The organism is Pseudomonas sp. LA5 (assembly GCF_028640825.1).
Taxonomy (GTDB): domain Bacteria; phylum Pseudomonadota; class Gammaproteobacteria; order Pseudomonadales; family Pseudomonadaceae; genus Chryseomonas; species Chryseomonas aestiva.
Window position 1 is genome coordinate 79469 of the sequence record NZ_JAQYZY010000018.1, and the last position, 16104, is coordinate 95572.

General features: G+C 63.9%; 16 protein-coding genes. All 16 read left to right on the forward strand.

The window, feature by feature from the left end; translation table 11 throughout:
* Positions 1-383: 383 nt before the first annotated feature.
* The 16 genes from mnmG (at position 384) to glmS (ending at position 16103) form a co-directional block, all read left to right on the forward strand.
* Positions 384-2276: a tRNA uridine-5-carboxymethylaminomethyl(34) synthesis enzyme MnmG gene (gene mnmG, locus PVZ72_RS00975; protein WP_273860981.1), complete on the forward strand. Its 1893-nt coding sequence runs from the start codon at positions 384-386 to the stop codon at positions 2274-2276.
* Positions 2276-2920, forward strand: a complete 645-nt coding sequence (gene rsmG / locus PVZ72_RS00980) for a 16S rRNA (guanine(527)-N(7))-methyltransferase RsmG (RefSeq protein ID WP_187980752.1) — start codon at positions 2276-2278, stop codon at positions 2918-2920. The genes mnmG and rsmG overlap by 1 nt, the downstream gene beginning before the upstream one ends.
* An 8-nt stretch (positions 2921-2928) precedes the next feature.
* Positions 2929-3723: a ParA family protein gene (locus tag PVZ72_RS00985; protein WP_133860219.1), complete on the forward strand. Its 795-nt coding sequence runs from the start codon at positions 2929-2931 to the stop codon at positions 3721-3723.
* A gap of 9 nt (positions 3724-3732) precedes the next feature.
* The gene (locus tag PVZ72_RS00990) at positions 3733-4605 is read left to right on the forward strand and encodes a ParB/RepB/Spo0J family partition protein (RefSeq protein ID WP_273860982.1); all 873 of its coding nucleotides are present in this window, start codon (positions 3733-3735) and stop codon (positions 4603-4605) included.
* Between the two features lie 146 nt (positions 4606-4751).
* Entirely contained in the window at positions 4752-5156 is a 405-nt protein-coding gene (locus PVZ72_RS00995) for a F0F1 ATP synthase subunit I (protein ID WP_133860217.1), read from the forward strand.
* 16 nt (positions 5157-5172) lie between these two features.
* Positions 5173-6036: a F0F1 ATP synthase subunit A gene (gene atpB, locus PVZ72_RS01000; protein ID WP_133860216.1), complete on the forward strand. Its 864-nt coding sequence runs from the start codon at positions 5173-5175 to the stop codon at positions 6034-6036.
* A 139-nt stretch (positions 6037-6175) separates the two neighbouring features.
* A complete protein-coding gene (gene atpE / locus PVZ72_RS01005) occupies positions 6176-6433 on the forward strand; it encodes a F0F1 ATP synthase subunit C (protein WP_003097235.1) in 258 nt (85 codons plus the stop codon).
* Positions 6434-6488: 55 nt separating this feature from the next.
* Positions 6489-6959 (forward strand): F0F1 ATP synthase subunit B, encoded by a 471-nt coding sequence (locus PVZ72_RS01010; RefSeq protein ID WP_007160122.1) that lies wholly within the window; start codon positions 6489-6491, stop codon positions 6957-6959.
* A 12-nt stretch (positions 6960-6971) separates the two neighbouring features.
* Complete coding sequence (locus PVZ72_RS01015) at positions 6972-7508, forward strand: F0F1 ATP synthase subunit delta (protein WP_007160121.1); 537 nt, start codon at positions 6972-6974, stop codon at positions 7506-7508.
* A gap of 18 nt (positions 7509-7526) precedes the next feature.
* On the forward strand, positions 7527-9071 hold the full coding sequence (gene atpA / locus PVZ72_RS01020; RefSeq protein ID WP_273860983.1) for a F0F1 ATP synthase subunit alpha: 1545 nt from the start codon (positions 7527-7529) through the stop codon (positions 9069-9071).
* 48 nt (positions 9072-9119) lie between these two features.
* Entirely contained in the window at positions 9120-9983 is an 864-nt protein-coding gene (gene atpG, locus PVZ72_RS01025; protein ID WP_187980751.1) for a F0F1 ATP synthase subunit gamma, read from the forward strand.
* A gap of 30 nt (positions 9984-10013) precedes the next feature.
* Complete coding sequence (gene atpD / locus PVZ72_RS01030; protein WP_017641466.1) at positions 10014-11390, forward strand: F0F1 ATP synthase subunit beta; 1377 nt, start codon at positions 10014-10016, stop codon at positions 11388-11390.
* A 38-nt stretch (positions 11391-11428) separates the two neighbouring features.
* A complete protein-coding gene (locus tag PVZ72_RS01035; RefSeq protein ID WP_133860214.1) occupies positions 11429-11854 on the forward strand; it encodes a F0F1 ATP synthase subunit epsilon in 426 nt (141 codons plus the stop codon).
* 154 nt (positions 11855-12008) lie between these two features.
* Positions 12009-13376: a bifunctional UDP-N-acetylglucosamine diphosphorylase/glucosamine-1-phosphate N-acetyltransferase GlmU gene (glmU, locus tag PVZ72_RS01040; protein ID WP_273860984.1), complete on the forward strand. Its 1368-nt coding sequence runs from the start codon at positions 12009-12011 to the stop codon at positions 13374-13376.
* A gap of 54 nt (positions 13377-13430) precedes the next feature.
* Positions 13431-14201, forward strand: a complete 771-nt coding sequence (locus tag PVZ72_RS01045) for a DeoR/GlpR family DNA-binding transcription regulator (RefSeq protein ID WP_187980749.1) — start codon at positions 13431-13433, stop codon at positions 14199-14201.
* A gap of 66 nt (positions 14202-14267) precedes the next feature.
* Positions 14268-16103, forward strand: a complete 1836-nt coding sequence (gene glmS / locus PVZ72_RS01050; protein ID WP_273860985.1) for a glutamine--fructose-6-phosphate transaminase (isomerizing) — start codon at positions 14268-14270, stop codon at positions 16101-16103.
* The last annotated feature ends 1 nt before the right edge of the window (position 16104 follow it).

Below are 16104 nucleotides of genomic sequence, written 5' to 3' on the forward strand. Positions count from 1 at the left end.
CCAGAGCCCTGTTGATAACCCCGCCTGAGGTCTGCCCATAAATCGGTGCACGACCTGTCCATGATTGCCACTGTGGATAAGCGGGCAAAGGGTCCACAGGATGCTGATAGCTTGTGTTCATCCACAGCACAAGACGTACACCGGGTTCAGTTTTTCCCCAGCCCAGACCTGCCAAGGGCTGGATAAGCTTATCCACAGCGAAGGGCCTGCATATACATAAGCTCTATATCAGTCCTTTTAAAACTTTCTTCTCTATTGTTTATATTGAGCGTCTACCACGGCGTCTGGTCATTTTTTGGCCAGGGCCCCTTCTGCAAGACTGGCCTAGGCCTTATACTTGCCGGCTTTCCTTCGAATTCCTGCCAACAGGCACGAGGTGCGTGGTGGACTTTCCTTCCCGTTTCGACGTCATCGTGATCGGTGGCGGCCATGCCGGTACCGAAGCGGCCCTGGCGGCCGCTCGCATGGGTGTGCGCACCCTGCTGCTCACGCATAATGTGGAAACTCTCGGCCAGATGAGCTGCAATCCCGCCATTGGCGGCATCGGCAAGAGCCATCTGGTCAAGGAGATCGATGCCCTGGGCGGCGCCATGGCCGCGGCGACGGATCTCGCCGGCATCCAGTTCCGCATTCTTAACAGCCGCAAGGGACCTGCCGTCCGCGCCACTCGCGCCCAGGCCGATCGCGTGCTGTACAAGGCGGCTATCCGCTACACCCTGGAAAACCAGCCCAACCTGTGGATATTCCAGCAGGCCTGTGACGACCTCATCGTCGAAGGCGATCGGGTGGCCGGCGTGATCACCCAGATGGGCCTGAAATTCCATGGCGACAACGTGGTGCTGACCGCTGGAACCTTCCTCGGCGGTCTTATCCACATCGGCATGCAGAATCACAGCGGTGGACGAGCGGGAGACCCGCCCGCCATCGCCCTGGCCCAGCGCCTGCGGGAACTGCCGCTGCGGGTCTCCCGCCTGAAGACCGGCACGCCGCCACGTATCGACGGCCGCTCGGTGGACTTCTCGGTGATGACCGAGCAGCCAGGGGATAACCCGCTGCCGGTGATGTCCTTTCTCGGCAATCGCGAGCAGCATCCGGCGCAGGTCAGCTGCTGGATCACCCACACCAACGCCCGCACCCACGACATCATCCGCGCCAACCTGGATCGTTCGCCCATGTACTCGGGCGTGATCGAAGGGGTAGGGCCGCGCTACTGTCCGTCCATCGAAGACAAGATCCATCGCTTCGCCGACAAGGACAGCCATCAGGTCTTTCTCGAACCCGAGGGTCTGACCACCCACGAGCTCTATCCCAACGGCATCTCCACCTCGCTGCCCTTCGATGTGCAGCTCGAGGTGGTGCGCTCCATGCGCGGCCTGGAGAACGCCCACATCCTGCGACCCGGCTACGCCATCGAATACGATTTCTTCGATCCGCGGGATCTCAAGTACAGCCTGGAAACCAAGGTCATCGCCGGCCTGTTCTTCGCCGGCCAGATCAATGGCACCACCGGTTACGAAGAAGCCGGCGCCCAGGGTCTGCTCGCCGGTGCCAACGCCGCGCTGCGCGCCCAGGGCCGTGAAGCCTGGTGTCCGCGCCGCGACGAGGCCTACCTCGGCGTGCTGGTCGACGATCTCATCACTCTGGGCACCCAGGAGCCCTACCGGATGTTCACCTCCCGCGCCGAGTACCGGCTGATCCTGCGCGAAGACAACGCCGACCTGCGCCTGACCGAAAAGGGGCGCGAGCTGGGTCTGGTGGACGACCAGCGCTGGGCGCTGTTCGAAGCCAAGCGCGAGGGCATCGCCCTGGAAGAGCAGCGTCTCAAGGCGATCTGGATTCGCCCGGGCACGCCCGAGGGCACGGCGGTGGCCGAGCGCTTCGGCACGCCGCTCAATCACGAATACAACCTGCAGAACCTGCTGACTCGTCCGGAGATCGACTATGCCGGTCTGCTGGCCGCGGTAGGTCAGACACCGGCCGAGGCCCAGGTCGCCGAGCAGATCGAGATCAAGACCAAGTACGCCGGCTACATCGATCGCCAGCAGGACGAGATCCAGCGCCTGCGCGCCAGCGACGCCGTGGCGCTGCCGGCGGAGCTCGACTACGCCACCATCTCCGGACTGTCCAAGGAGATCCAGCACAAGCTGGCCCAGGCCCGTCCCGAGACCCTGGGGCAGGCCTCGCGCATTCCGGGCGTCACGCCAGCGGCGGTCTCGCTGCTGCTGATCCACCTCAAGAAGCGCAGCGCCGGTCGCAGCCTGGAGCACAGCGCCTGATGGCCAGCGCGATCCAAGCCAACGAACTGCGCCAGGGCGCCGAGACCCTCGGCGTGGCCCTGAGCGCCGCCGTGGAAGAGCGGTTGCTGGGCTACCTGGACCTGCTGGTCAAGTGGAACAAGGCCTACAACCTCACCGCGGTGCGCGATCCCAACGAGATGGTCTCGCGGCACCTGCTGGACAGCCTCAGCATCGTCCCCCACGTGGGCGCCGGGCAGTGGCTGGACGTGGGCAGTGGCGGCGGCATGCCGGGCATTCCCCTGGCGATCCTCTTTCCCGAGTCGCGCTTCACCCTGCTCGACAGCAACGGCAAGAAGACCCGCTTCCTGACCCAGGCCAAGATCGAGCTGGGCCTGGCCAATCTCGAGGTGGTCCACGCCCGCGTCGAGGCCTTCCAGCCTGCCGCGCCCTTCACCGGCATCGTCTCGCGGGCGTTCAGCGCCATTGACGACTTCGCCACCTGGACGCGCCACCTGGGCGACAACCAAACACAGTGGCTGGCGATGAAGGGACTGCACCCCGACGACGAGCTGGCCAAGCTACCAGCGGATTTCCGGGTTGCGGCGGCGCACGTCCTCGCGGTTCCCGGTTGCCAAGGCCAGCGGCACTTGCTGATACTGCGCCGCACGAACGGAGAGGGGTAAGGCGGTACATGGCCAAGGTTTACGCGATAGCCAACCAGAAGGGCGGGGTGGGCAAGACCACGACGTGCATCAATCTCGCCGCTTCTCTGGCCGCCACCAACCGGCGCAAGGTGCTGCTGATCGATCTCGATCCCCAGGGTAACGCCACCATGGGCAGCGGGGTGGACAAGCACGCCCTCGAGCATTCGGTGCTGGACGTCCTCACCGGGGCCTGCGGCCTGCTCGACGCCATGCACTTCTCCGAGCACGGCGGCTACCAGCTGCTGCCCTCGAACCGCGACGTCACCGCCGCGGAAGTCGAGCTGCTGGAGATGACCGGGCGCGAGAGCCGGCTACGTGATGCCCTCGCCCCCGTGCGGGACAACTACGACTACGTCCTCATCGACTGCCCGCCGTCGCTGTCCATGCTGACCATCAACGGCCTGGTGGCCGCCGATGGCGTGATCATTCCCATGCAGTGCGAGTACTTCGCCCTGGAAGGCCTGACCGATCTGGTCGGCAGCATCCAGCACATCGCCCAGCGGCTGAATCCGCAGCTGAAGATCGAGGGCCTGCTGCGCACCATGTTCGATCCGCGCATCGGCCTGGCCAACGACGTCGCCGCCCAGCTCAAGCAGCACTTCGGCGACGAGCTCTACGAAACCATCATTCCGCGCAACGTCCGCCTGGCCGAAGCGCCCAGCTACGGCATGCCCGCCCTGGTCTACGACAAGAGTTCCAAGGGGGCCGCGGCCTACCTGGAGCTGGCCAGCGAGCTGGTCAAACGTCAGCGCAAGGCGGCTCGCGTCGCCAAGACTGCCTAAGGAATCCCCATGGCTGTGAAGAAACGAGGTCTGGGCCGCGGTCTCGACGCCCTGCTCGGCGGTGCCAGCGTCAAGGTCCTGCAGGAGCAGGCTGCCGCCACCCCGGTCAGCGAACTGCAATCGCTGCCGCTGAACATCATCCAGCGCGGCAAGTACCAGCCGCGCCGGCACATGGATCCGACCGCTCTGGAAGAGCTGGCCAACTCCATTCGCGTCCAGGGGCTGATGCAGCCCATCGTGGTGCGTGCCATCGGTGAAGGCCGTTACGAGATCATCGCCGGCGAACGCCGCTGGCGGGCCAGCCAGCAGGCCGGTCTGGAGCGGATCCCGGCGCTGGTGCGCGACGTGCCCGATCAGGTGGCCATCGCCCTGGCGCTGATCGAAAATATCCAGCGGCAGAATCTCAATCCGCTGGAAGAGGCCATGGCCTTGCAGCGGCTGCAGGACGAATTCGAGCTGACCCAGGCCCAGGTGGCCGAAGCCGTCGGCAAGTCGCGCTCGGGCGTGACCAACCTGCTGCGCCTGCTGGCGCTGGCCGAAGACGCCAAGGAAATGCTGGCCAGGGGCGAGCTGGAGATGGGCCATGCCCGGGCACTGCTCGGTCTGCCCAAGGCGCGCCAGGCCGAAGGGGCGCGGCACGTTGTCGCACGGGGCCTCACCGTCCGCCAGACCGAAGCCCTGGTGCGCCAGTGGCTCAGCGGCGCGGAGCCGGAGGCGAAGGCCGCGGTGGTCGATCCCGACATCAGTCGGCTGGAGCAGCGTCTGGCCGAACGTTTGGGCGCCAACGTGCAGATCCGCCATGGCGAGAAAGGCAAGGGTCAACTGGTGATCCGCTACACCTCTTTGGACGAACTTCAAGGCGTACTGGCGCACATTCGCTGACACAAATGCCTGCGAGCCTGGACGGCAATCTGTCCGGGGTGGCTTGAACCACTCTGGACGCGCCCCTATACTTTGCCCGCTTTTTGTCGGCACAAAGCATGCCAGTGAAAACAACTATTAAGCCGACACCAGAGGACTTCGAGCCGATGGACCGCCGCACGCCCAAACGCCTGCCTTTCCATCACCAGCCTGCCTTTCGCCTGCTGCTCGTCCAACTGGCTGTCGCGTCGTGTGCCGCCGTTGTCTTGTATTGCTTCGTCGGTAAGGTCGCCGGTTATTCCGGATTGTTGGGCGGGCTGATTGCCTGGCTGCCCAATCTGTATTTTTCGTTCAAGGCGTTCCGCTATCGTGGCGCCCATGCCGCCCAAGACATCGTCCGTTCTTTCTACTCGGGCGAGGCGGGCAAACTGATTCTCACGGCAGTGCTCTTTGCACTGACGTTTGCTGGGGTAAAACCGCTTTCGGCTCCTGCACTGTTCGGCGTCTACCTGTTGACGCTGATGGTCAATGCCGGCGCGCCCCTGCTACTGAAAAAACCGACTAGACCTTAAGGCATTCGAGGCACACATGGCAGCAGACTCCGCTTCGGGCTACATCCAGCACCACCTGCAGAACCTGACCTATGGTATGCACCCGGTGAACGGCTGGAGCTTCGCCCACACCCCCGCTGAAGCTAAGGAAATGGGCTTCTGGGCCTTCCACGTGGACACCCTCGGCTGGTCGGTCGCCCTCGGCCTGATCTTCCTGGTGCTGTTCCGCAGCGTCGCCAAGAAGGCCACCAGTGGTCAGCCCGGCGGCCTGCAGAACTTCGTCGAGGTGCTGGTCGAATTCGTCGACGGCAGCGTCCGCGACACCTTCCACGGCAAGAATCCGCTGATCGCGCCCCTGGCCCTGACCATCTTCGTCTGGATCTTCCTGATGAACCTGATGGACCTGGTGCCGGTGGACTGGCTGCCGTCCGTGGCCGGCATGCTGTTCGGCGAGCACACCTACTTCCGCGTGGTGCCCACCACCGACCCGAACGCCACCCTGGGCATGGCCCTGTCGGTGTTCGCCCTGCTGATCTTCTACAGCATCAAGATGAAGGGCCTGGGCGGCTTCTTCGGCGAGCTGACCCTGCATCCCTTCAGCAGCAAGAACATGCTGCTGCAGATCATCCTGGTCCCGATCAACTTCCTGCTCGAATTCGTCACCCTGATCGCCAAGCCGATCTCGCTGGCACTGCGACTGTTCGGCAACATGTATGCTGGCGAGCTGATCTTCATCCTCATCGCCATCATGTTCGCCAACGGTCTGGCGCTGGGTGGCCTGGGTATCGTGCTGCAGTGGGCGTGGGCAGTGTTCCACATCCTCATCATCACCCTGCAGGCCTTCATCTTCATGATGCTGACCATCGTCTACCTGTCGATGGCGCACGAAGAAAGTCACTAAGGAATGGCCCCCGGACGCTGCTGACGGCGTCCGGAGGCGGTTCTGCCGTGAGTCCCGGAGGACGTTGTCCGCCGGGTAACTTGGGAAAACTTTTTCGCTTCAACCTTAACCAAGACGACTAAAAAAGTCGGGAGGAAAGATGGAAACTGTAGTTGGTTTGACCGCGATCGCCGTTGCTCTGCTGATTGGCCTGGGCGCTCTGGGTACCGCCATTGGCTTCGGTCTGCTGGGTGGCAAGTTCCTCGAAGGCGCCGCTCGTCAGCCGGAAATGGTTCCGATGCTGCAAGTCAAGATGTTCATCGTCGCCGGTCTGCTCGACGCCGTGACCATGATCGGTGTTGGTATCGCCCTGTTCTTCACCTTCGCTAACCCCTTCGTTGGTCAGATCGCCGGCTGATCACCCTCACGGGTGTAGGCAGGACTGATGGACAACGAACGAGCGAGGTGTTGGCGTGAACATTAATGCAACCCTGATAGGCCAGTCCGTTGCCTTCTTCATCTTCGTGCTCTTCTGCATGAAGTACGTGTGGCCGCCGATCATCTCGGCGCTGCGTGAGCGTGAGAAGAAGATTGCCGATGGCCTTGACGCTGCCAACCGCGCGGCTCGTGATCTGGAAGTGGCACAGCAGCAAGCCAACCAGAAAGTGAACGAAGCCAAGGGTCAAGCAGCCGAGATCATCGAGCAAGCCAACAAGCGTGCCGCTCAGATCGTCGAGGACGCACAGGCCAAGGCCCGTGCCGAAGGCGACCGGATCAAGGCGCAGGCTCAGGCGGAAATCGAGCAGGAAATCAACACCGCGAAGGACGCTCTGCGTGCTCGCGTCGGCGTGCTGGCCGTGGCCGGCGCCGAGAAGATCCTCGGATCGACCGTTGATGCCAATGCTCATGCCCAGTTGGTCGACCGACTGGCAGCGGAAATCTAAGCGAGGCCACCAATGGCAGAACTGAACACGCTGGCCCGGCCCTATGCCAAGGCGGCTTTCGAGTTCGCACAGTCCCAGCAGCAGCTGACCCAGTGGTCGGCCGCGCTAGGGCTGCTCGCCGCGGTATCCCAAGATGGGACCGTGCGCCAGCTGCTTCAGCAGCCGCAGTTGACTGCGGACGCCAAGGCCGGATTGCTCATCGATGTATGTGGCGATCAGCTGGATGCACAGTCCCAGAACTTCGTTCGGACCGTGGCAGAAAACAACCGGATCGACCTGTTCCCGGCCATCGCCGAGATCTACGAGGCGTACAAGGCCGAGCAGGAAAAATCCATCGAGGCGGAAGTCACCAGTGCTTTCGCCCTGAGCGACGAACAGCAAGACAAACTCGCCAAGGCTCTCAGCGCAAGGCTAGGTCGACAAGTGCGACTAAATGCATCCGAGGATGCGAGCCTGATCGGTGGTGTGGTTATCCGCGCCGGCGACTTGGTAATCGATGGCTCCGTTCGCGGCAAGCTCGCGCAACTGGCCGAAGCGTTGAAACCTTGAGTTTGAAGGGGCAGTAGCATGCAGCAACTCAATCCTTCCGAAATTAGTGAAATCATCAAGGGTCGCATCGACAAGCTCGACGTGACCTCGCAAGCCCGCAACGAAGGCACCATCGTCAGCGTGTCTGACGGTATCGTGCGGATCTTCGGTCTGGCCGACGTCATGTACGGCGAAATGATCGAATTCCCCGGCGGCATCTACGGCATGGCGCTGAACCTGGAGCAGGACTCCGTCGGCGCCGTGGTCCTGGGTAGCTACCTGGGTCTGGCCGAAGGCATGAGCGCCAAGTGCACCGGCCGCATCCTGGAAGTCCCGGTTGGTCCGGAACTGCTGGGCCGCGTCGTCGACGCCCTGGGCAACCCCATCGATGGCAAGGGTCCGCTGAACGCCAGCGCCACCGACGCCGTCGAGAAGGTCGCACCGGGCGTGATCTGGCGTCAGTCGGTCGACCAGCCGGTGCAGACCGGCTACAAAGCCGTCGATGCCATGATCCCGGTAGGCCGCGGTCAGCGTGAGCTGATCATCGGTGACCGTCAGATCGGCAAGACCGCCATGGCGATCGATGCCATCATCAACCAGAAGAACAGCGGCATCCGCTGCGTCTACGTCGCCATTGGTCAGAAGCAGTCGACCATCGCCAACGTGGTGCGCAAGCTGGAAGAGAACGGCGCTCTGCACAACACCATCGTGGTGGCGGCCAGTGCGTCCGAATCGGCTGCCCTGCAGTTCCTCGCGCCCTACTCGGGTTGCACCATGGGTGAATACTTCCGCGACCGCGGTGAAGACGCCCTGATCGTCTATGACGATCTGTCCAAGCAGGCCGTGGCCTATCGCCAGATCTCCCTGCTGCTGCGTCGTCCGCCGGGCCGTGAAGCCTATCCCGGCGACGTGTTCTATCTCCACAGCCGTCTGCTCGAGCGCGCTTCCCGCGTCTCCGCCGACTACGTCGAGAAGTTCACCAACGGCGCCGTGACCGGCAAGACCGGCTCGCTGACCGCACTGCCGATCATCGAGACCCAGGCCGGCGACGTGTCCGCCTTCGTTCCGACCAACGTGATCTCCATCACCGACGGCCAGATCTTCCTGGAAGCCAGCCTGTTCAACTCGGGCATCCGCCCGGCGGTCAACGCCGGTGTCTCGGTATCCCGTGTGGGTGGTGCGGCCCAGACCAAGATCATCAAGAAGCTGTCCGGCGGTATCCGTACCGCGCTGGCCCAGTACCGTGAACTGGCGGCCTTCGCCCAGTTCGCCTCGGACCTGGACGAAGCCACCCGCAAGCAGCTCGAGCATGGTCAGCGCGTCACCGAGCTGATGAAGCAGAAGCAGTACGCGCCCATGTCCATCGCCGAGATGTCCCTGAGCCTGTACGCCGCCGAGCGTGGTTTCCTGAGCGATGTGTCCCTGGACAAGATCGGTAGCTTCGAGCAGGCCCTGATCGCCTACTTCAACCGCGATCACGCCGACCTGATGGCCAAGATCAACGTGAAGGGCGACTTCAACGACGAGATCGACGCCGGCATCAAGGCGGGAATCGAGAAGTTCAAGGCCACGCAAACCTGGTAAGCCGCGACGGGGGCGCCAGCCCCCGTTTGCCAACCCGATAGGTGTCACATGGCAGGCGCAAAAGAGATTCGCGGCAAGATCGCGAGCATCAAAAGCACACAGAAGATCACCAGCGCCATGGAAAAGGTTGCGGTCAGCAAGATGCGTAAGGCTCAGGCCCGCATGGCTGCCAGCAAGCCTTATGCCGAGCGCATCCGCGCTGTGATCGGCCACCTGGCCAACGCCAACCCCGAGTATCGCCATGCCTTCATGGTGGAACGCGAGGTCAAGCGCGTCGGCTACATCGTGGTCAGCTCCGATCGGGGTCTGGCCGGTGGTCTGAACACCAACCTGTTCAAGGCTCTGGTTCGCGACATGAGCGACCAGCGCGGCAAGGGTGTGGAAATCGATCTGGCGGTGATCGGGGCCAAGGGTGCCTCCTTCTTCCGCAGCTTCGGCGGGAACGTGGTCGCGGCCATCAGCCACCTTGGCGAAGCCCCGGCGATCGGCGATCTGATCGGCAGCATCAAGGTGATGCTGGATGCCTACCTGGACGGCCGTATCGACCGTCTGTACGTGGTGTCCAACGTCTTCGTCAACACCATGACCCAGAAGCCGACCATCCAGCAGCTGGTGCCGCTGGTGCCGGGCGAGGGCGGTGAGCTGCAGGGCAAGCACTGGGACTACCTCTACGAGCCCGACGCCAAGACCCTGCTCGACGGTCTGCTGGTGCGCTACGTGGAATCCCAGGTGTACCAGGCCGTGGTCGAGAACGCTGCCAGTGAACAGGCCGCGCGGATGATCGCGATGAAGAACGCCACCGACAACGCCGGCGATCTCATCAAGGACCTGCAGCTGGTCTACAACAAGGCTCGCCAGGCTGCGATCACCCAAGAAATTTCGGAAATCGTCGGCGGCGCCGCCGCGGTCTGACGGACAGCTTAAACATTCGAGGAACGCGAAATGAGTAGCGGACGTATCGTACAAATCATCGGCGCCGTGATCGACGTGGAATTCCCGCGCGACGCGGTACCGCGCGTCTTTGACGCCCTCAAGGTGCAGGGTGCCGAAACCACCCTGGAAGTCCAGCAGCAGCTGGGCGACGGCGTGGTCCGTACCATCGCCATGGGTAGCACCGAAGGCCTCAAGCGCGGCCTGAACGTGGGCAACACCGGCGAGGCCATCAAGGTCCCGGTCGGCGTCAAGACCCTCGGCCGCATCATGGACGTGCTGGGCAACCCCATCGACGAAGCCGGCCCCATCGGCGAGGAAGAGCGCTGGGAAATCCACCGCAAGGCCCCGTCCTACGCGGAGCAGGCCGGTGGTAACGATCTGCTGGAAACCGGCATCAAGGTCATCGACCTGGTCTGCCCCTTCGCCAAGGGCGGCAAGGTCGGCCTGTTCGGCGGCGCCGGCGTGGGCAAGACCGTCAACATGATGGAACTCATCCGTAACATCGCCATCGAGCACAGCGGTTATTCCGTGTTCGCCGGCGTGGGCGAGCGTACCCGTGAAGGGAACGACTTCTACCACGAGATGAAGGACTCCAACGTTCTGGACAAGGTCGCCCTGGTCTATGGCCAGATGAACGAGCCGCCGGGCAACCGTCTGCGCGTGGCCCTGACCGGTCTGACCATGGCCGAGAAATTCCGTGACGAAGGCCGTGACGTCCTGCTGTTCGTCGACAACATCTACCGCTACACCCTGGCCGGCACCGAAGTGTCCGCGCTGCTGGGTCGTATGCCGTCCGCGGTGGGCTACCAGCCGACCCTGGCCGAGGAGATGGGTGTCCTGCAGGAGCGCATTACCTCCACCAAGCTGGGTTCGATCACCTCCGTCCAGGCCGTTTACGTCCCTGCCGATGACTTGACCGACCCGTCCCCGGCGACCACCTTCGCCCACCTGGACGCCACCGTGGTTCTGTCCCGTGACATCGCCTCCCTGGGTATCTACCCGGCGGTCGATCCCCTGGACTCCACCTCGCGCCAGCTGGACCCGAACGTGATCGGCCAGGAGCACTACGACACCGCTCGCGGTGTTCAGTACGTGCTGCAGCGCTACAAGGAGCTGAAGGACATCATCGCGATCCTGGGCATGGACGAACTGTCCGAGTCCGACAAGCAGCTGGTATCCCGTGCTCGTAAGATCCAGCGCTTCCTGTCCCAGCCGTTCTTCGTGGCCGAGGTCTTCACCGGTTCGCCCGGCAAGTACGTGTCCCTCAAGGACACCATCGCCGGCTTCTCCGGGATCCTGCGTGGCGACTACGATCACCTGCCCGAGCAGGCGTTCTACATGGTCGGCGGCATCGACGAAGCCATCGAGAAAGCCAAGAAACTGTAACTGCCGCGCCCGGCGACGGGCGCTCTTAGAGGCACGCTATGGCCAAGACAGTCCAATGCGACATCGTCAGCGCGGAAGGGGAAATCTTCTCCGGCGCGGTGGAGATGATCATCGCCCACGGCCACCTGGGTGATCTGGGTATCGCCCCGGGCCATGCGCCGCTGCTCACCGATCTGAAACCGGGCCCCATCCGCCTGGTCAAGGCCGGGGGTGTCGAGGAGGTGTTCTACATCTCCGGTGGTTTCCTGGAAGTGCAGCCGAATGTCGTCGAGGTGCTGGCCGATACCGCCAGCCGCGCCGGTGACATCGACGAAGCTGCCGCTCTGGAAGCCAAGCAGCGCGCCGAGGCAGCCCTGAGCGACAAGGGCACGGAGTTCGACTACACCGCTGCCGCCACTCAGCTCGCCGAAGCCGCCGCCCAGCTGCGTACCATCCAGCAGCTCAAGCGGCAGGCCAAGCGCTAAGCGCAAGGTCAGGCTGTAACGACAAGGGTAGCTTCGGCTACCCTTTTCTTTTGTCGCCCGAAAAGTGGGCGAGAAATTTCGCGTGGTCGGACTCGAAAGGCGCCTGTCGCCTTCGGTCGCCGGCCCGATCCTTCCTCCTGTCTCCGAGGTTCCGATGTCCCTGGAAATCGTCATCCTGGCTGCTGGCCAGGGCACCCGCATGAGATCCGCTCTACCCAAGGTGCTGCATCCCGTGGCCGGTTGCAGCATGCTGGGGCATGTCCTCGACCGCGCCCGTGAATTGCAGCCAGCCGGCATTCACGTCGTCATCGGGCATGGCGCCGACCAGGTCCGTAGCCAGCTGGCCGCCGACGACGTGAGCTTCGTGGTCCAGGCCGAGCAGCTCGGCACCGGCCATGCCGTGGCCCAGGCGGCGCCGGCGCTGACGGCGGAGCGGGTGCTGATCCTCTATGGCGATGTTCCCCTGATCCAGACCGAGACCCTGCAGCGCCTGCTGCAGCAGGTGGATGACGGTCACCTGGCGCTGCTAACCGTGGAGCTGGACGATCCCACCGGCTATGGCCGCATCCTGCGCGATGACCAGGGGCGGGTAACCGCCATCGTCGAGCACAAGGACGCCAGCGACGCCCAGCGCACCATTCGCGAAGGCAATACCGGCATTCTTGCGGTACCCGGTCGGCGACTGGCGGATTGGCTGGGCCGCTTGTCCAACAGCAATGCCCAGGGCGAGTATTACCTGACCGACGTCATCGCCCTCGCGGTAGCGGACGGTCTGACCATCGCCACCAGCCAGCCAGCGGATGCCATGGAAGTACAGGGCGCCAATGATCGCCGGCAACTGGCCCAGCTGGAGCGGCACTTCCAGCAACGCGCCGCCGAGCGCCTGATGCTGCAGGGCGTGACCCTGCTGGACCCCCTGCGCTTCGATCAGCGTGGGCAGGTCGAGGCCGGCCGCGACGTCTCCATCGACGTCAATGTCATTCTCGAGGGTCGGGTGGTGCTGGAGGACGGCGTGAGCATCGGTCCGAATTGCGTGATCAAGGACAGCGTGCTCAAGCGCGGCGCCATCATCAAGGCCAACAGTCATCTGGACGGCGCCGTGGTAGGGGAGGGCGCCGACGTCGGTCCCTTCGCTCGCCTGCGACCCGGCAGCGAACTGGGCAGCAAGGCCCATGTGGGTAACTTCGTCGAATTGAAGAACGCTCATCTGCAGGCCGGTGCCAAGGCCGGGCACCTGAGCTACCTGGGTGATGCCAGCATAGGTCCAGGCAGCAACATAGGGGCAGGCACCATCACCTGCAACTATGACGGCGCCAACAAGTTTCGAACCGAAATCGGCGCGGATGTTTTTGTGGGTTCCAACAGTTCGCTGGTGGCTCCGGTCAGCCTCGGCGCGGGCGCGACCACGGCGGCTGGCTCGGTCATCACGGCAGATGTTCCCGCTGATACCCTGGCGCTGGGGCGGGCCCGGCAGGTCAACAAGACCGGCTGGCAGCGACCGAAGAAGGCCCCCAAGACTTGACGGCCGCTCGCTATTAGGTTTTGATTCGATCCATTATCTTTCGAATCGAAATTTATGACCCGTCGCAATACCGCGCAGCGCCGTCATGCCATCCTCGCCCAGCTTCAGGAGCAGGGCGAGGTCAGCGTGGACGGGCTGGCCCGTCAGCTGGAGACCTCCGAGGTCACCATCCGCAAGGATCTGGCCGCCCTCGAGCGCAATGGCCTGCTCCTGCGTCGCTACGGCGGCGCGGTGGCCATGCCCCAGGAACTGCTGGTCGAGGCACCGCCTCAGGCGTCGCCCTTCAAGCAGGCCATCGCCCGGGCCGCCGCCCAGCGCCTGCGCGAACATGCACGGATCATCATCGACTGCGGCAGCACCACGGCGGCGCTGATTCCCCAGCTCGATCGCCGCCCCGGGCTGGTGGTCATGACCAATTCCCTGCAGGTGGCCATGGCGCTGCGCGAGCTGGAGCAGGAACCCATGCTGCTGATGACCGGCGGCACCTGGGATCCGCATTCGGAATCCTTCCAGGGCCAGGTCGCCGAGCAGGTGCTCAGATCCTACGACTTCGACCAGCTGTTCATCGGCGCCGACGGTCTCGATCCGGAGCGCGGTACCACCACCTTCAACGAGCATCTGTCGCTGTCGCGAGTGATGGCCGAGGTAGCGCGGGAAGTGGTGGTCATGGCCGAAGCGAGCAAGCTGGGCAGGCGAATTCCCAATCTGGAACTACCTTGGGAAAGGGTGGACGTGCTCATCACCGATGAGCGCCTGCCCGCCGAGGCAGCCCGGGCAATCGAAACCCGGGGGGTGCAGGTGGTCTGCGCCCCTGTGGAAAACTAGACAATCAGGTCATCCACAGGCGGCCCTGCCGGGTCGCTGTGGATAAGACGGCAACGGGAGGTAAGCATGTGTGGAATCGTCGGCGCCATTGCCGAGCGTAACATCACCGCCATTCTGGTCGAGGGTCTCAAGCGCCTGGAATACCGTGGCTACGACAGCGCCGGCTTGGCCCTGCTGGATGGCCAGGGCGAGTTGCAGCGCCTGCGCCGCATCGGCAAGGTCAGCGAGCTGGAAGCGGCGCTGCTGGCCGATCCCCTGGCCGGTCGCCTGGGCATCGCCCACACCCGCTGGGCTACCCATGGTGCGCCCACCGAGGCCAATGCCCACCCGCATTTCTCTCAGGGTGACGTGGCCGTGGTGCACAACGGCATCATCGAAAACCACGAAGCCCTGCGCGCCCAGCTCAAGGCTCAGGGCTATGTCTTCACCTCCCAGACCGACACCGAGGTCATCGTCCACCTGCTGCACCTCAGGCTGCAGGACAGCGGCGACTTGACCACGGCGCTCAAGGCAGCGGTCAAGGAGCTGCACGGTGCCTACGGCCTGGCGGCGGTCTGGCGCCAGCAGCCGGATCGCCTGGTGGCGACCCGCAGCGGCAGTCCCCTGGTGATCGGCCTCGGCCTCGGCGAGAACTACCTGGCCTCCGACCAGCTGGCGCTGCGTCAGGTCACCGACCGTTTCGTCTATCTGGAAGAAGGCGACGTGGCCGAGATCCGCCTGGATCAGGTCCACCTCTGGGACGTGAACGGCGTGCCGGTCCAGCGCGAGACGGTGCAGTACCACGAAGGCAGCGAGGCGGCCGACAAGGGCGCCTATCGCCACTTCATGCTCAAGGAGATCCACGAGCAGCCCAGCGTGGTCCAGCGCACCCTGGAAGGGCGGCTGGGTGATGGGCAGGTGCTGCCCGAGGCCTTTGGTCCCTCGGCGTCCGCGTTGTTTGCCAAGGTGCGCCAGGTGCAGATCGTCGCCTGTGGCACCAGCTTCCACGCCGGTTCGGTGGCGCGCTACTGGATCGAGGAATACGTAGGGATTCCCTGCCAAGTGGAGGTGGCCAGCGAATTCCGCTATCGCCGCGTCGCCGTCAGCCCGGATACCCTGTTCGTCACCATCTCCCAGTCCGGCGAGACCGCCGATACCCTGGCCGCGCTACGCATGGCCAAGCAATCCGGCTATCTGAGCAGTCTGGCGATCTGCAACGTGGCGACCAGTTCCCTGGTACGCGAATCCCAGCTGAGCTTCCTGACCCAGGCCGGTCCGGAGATCGGTGTGGCTTCGACCAAGGCCTTCACCACCCAGCTGGTCTCCCTGCTGTTGCTGACCCTGAGTCTGGGACGCTGTCAGCAACGCCTGGATACCGGTGTCGAAGCCGAGCTGGTGGCCGAGCTGCGCCGGCTGCCGGCGCGTCTGGATGAGGCGCTGGCCATGGACAAGACCGTCGAGAAGCTCGCCGAGTCCTTTGCCGAGAAGCACCACACTCTGTTCCTGGGGCGGGGCGAGCAGTATCCCGTGGCGATGGAAGGCGCACTCAAGCTCAAGGAGATCTCCTACATCCACGCCGAGGCCTATCCGGCCGGCGAACTCAAGCACGGTCCGCTGGCGCTGGTGGATGCCGACATGCCGGTGGTGACGGTGGCGCCCAACAACGAGCTGCTGGAAAAGCTCAAGTCCAACCTGCAGGAGGTGCGGGCGCGCGGTGGTCAGCTGATCGTCTTCGCCGATGAGCGCGCCGCTTTCGAGGAAGGCGAGGGCACCCGCATTGTGCCCATGCCGCACATCCACGATGCCCTGTCACCGATCCTCTACACCATCCCGCTGCAGCTGCTGTCCTACCACGTGGCCGTGTTCAAGGGCACCGATGTGGATCAGCCGCGCAACCTGGCCAAGTCGGTAACCGTGGAATAAG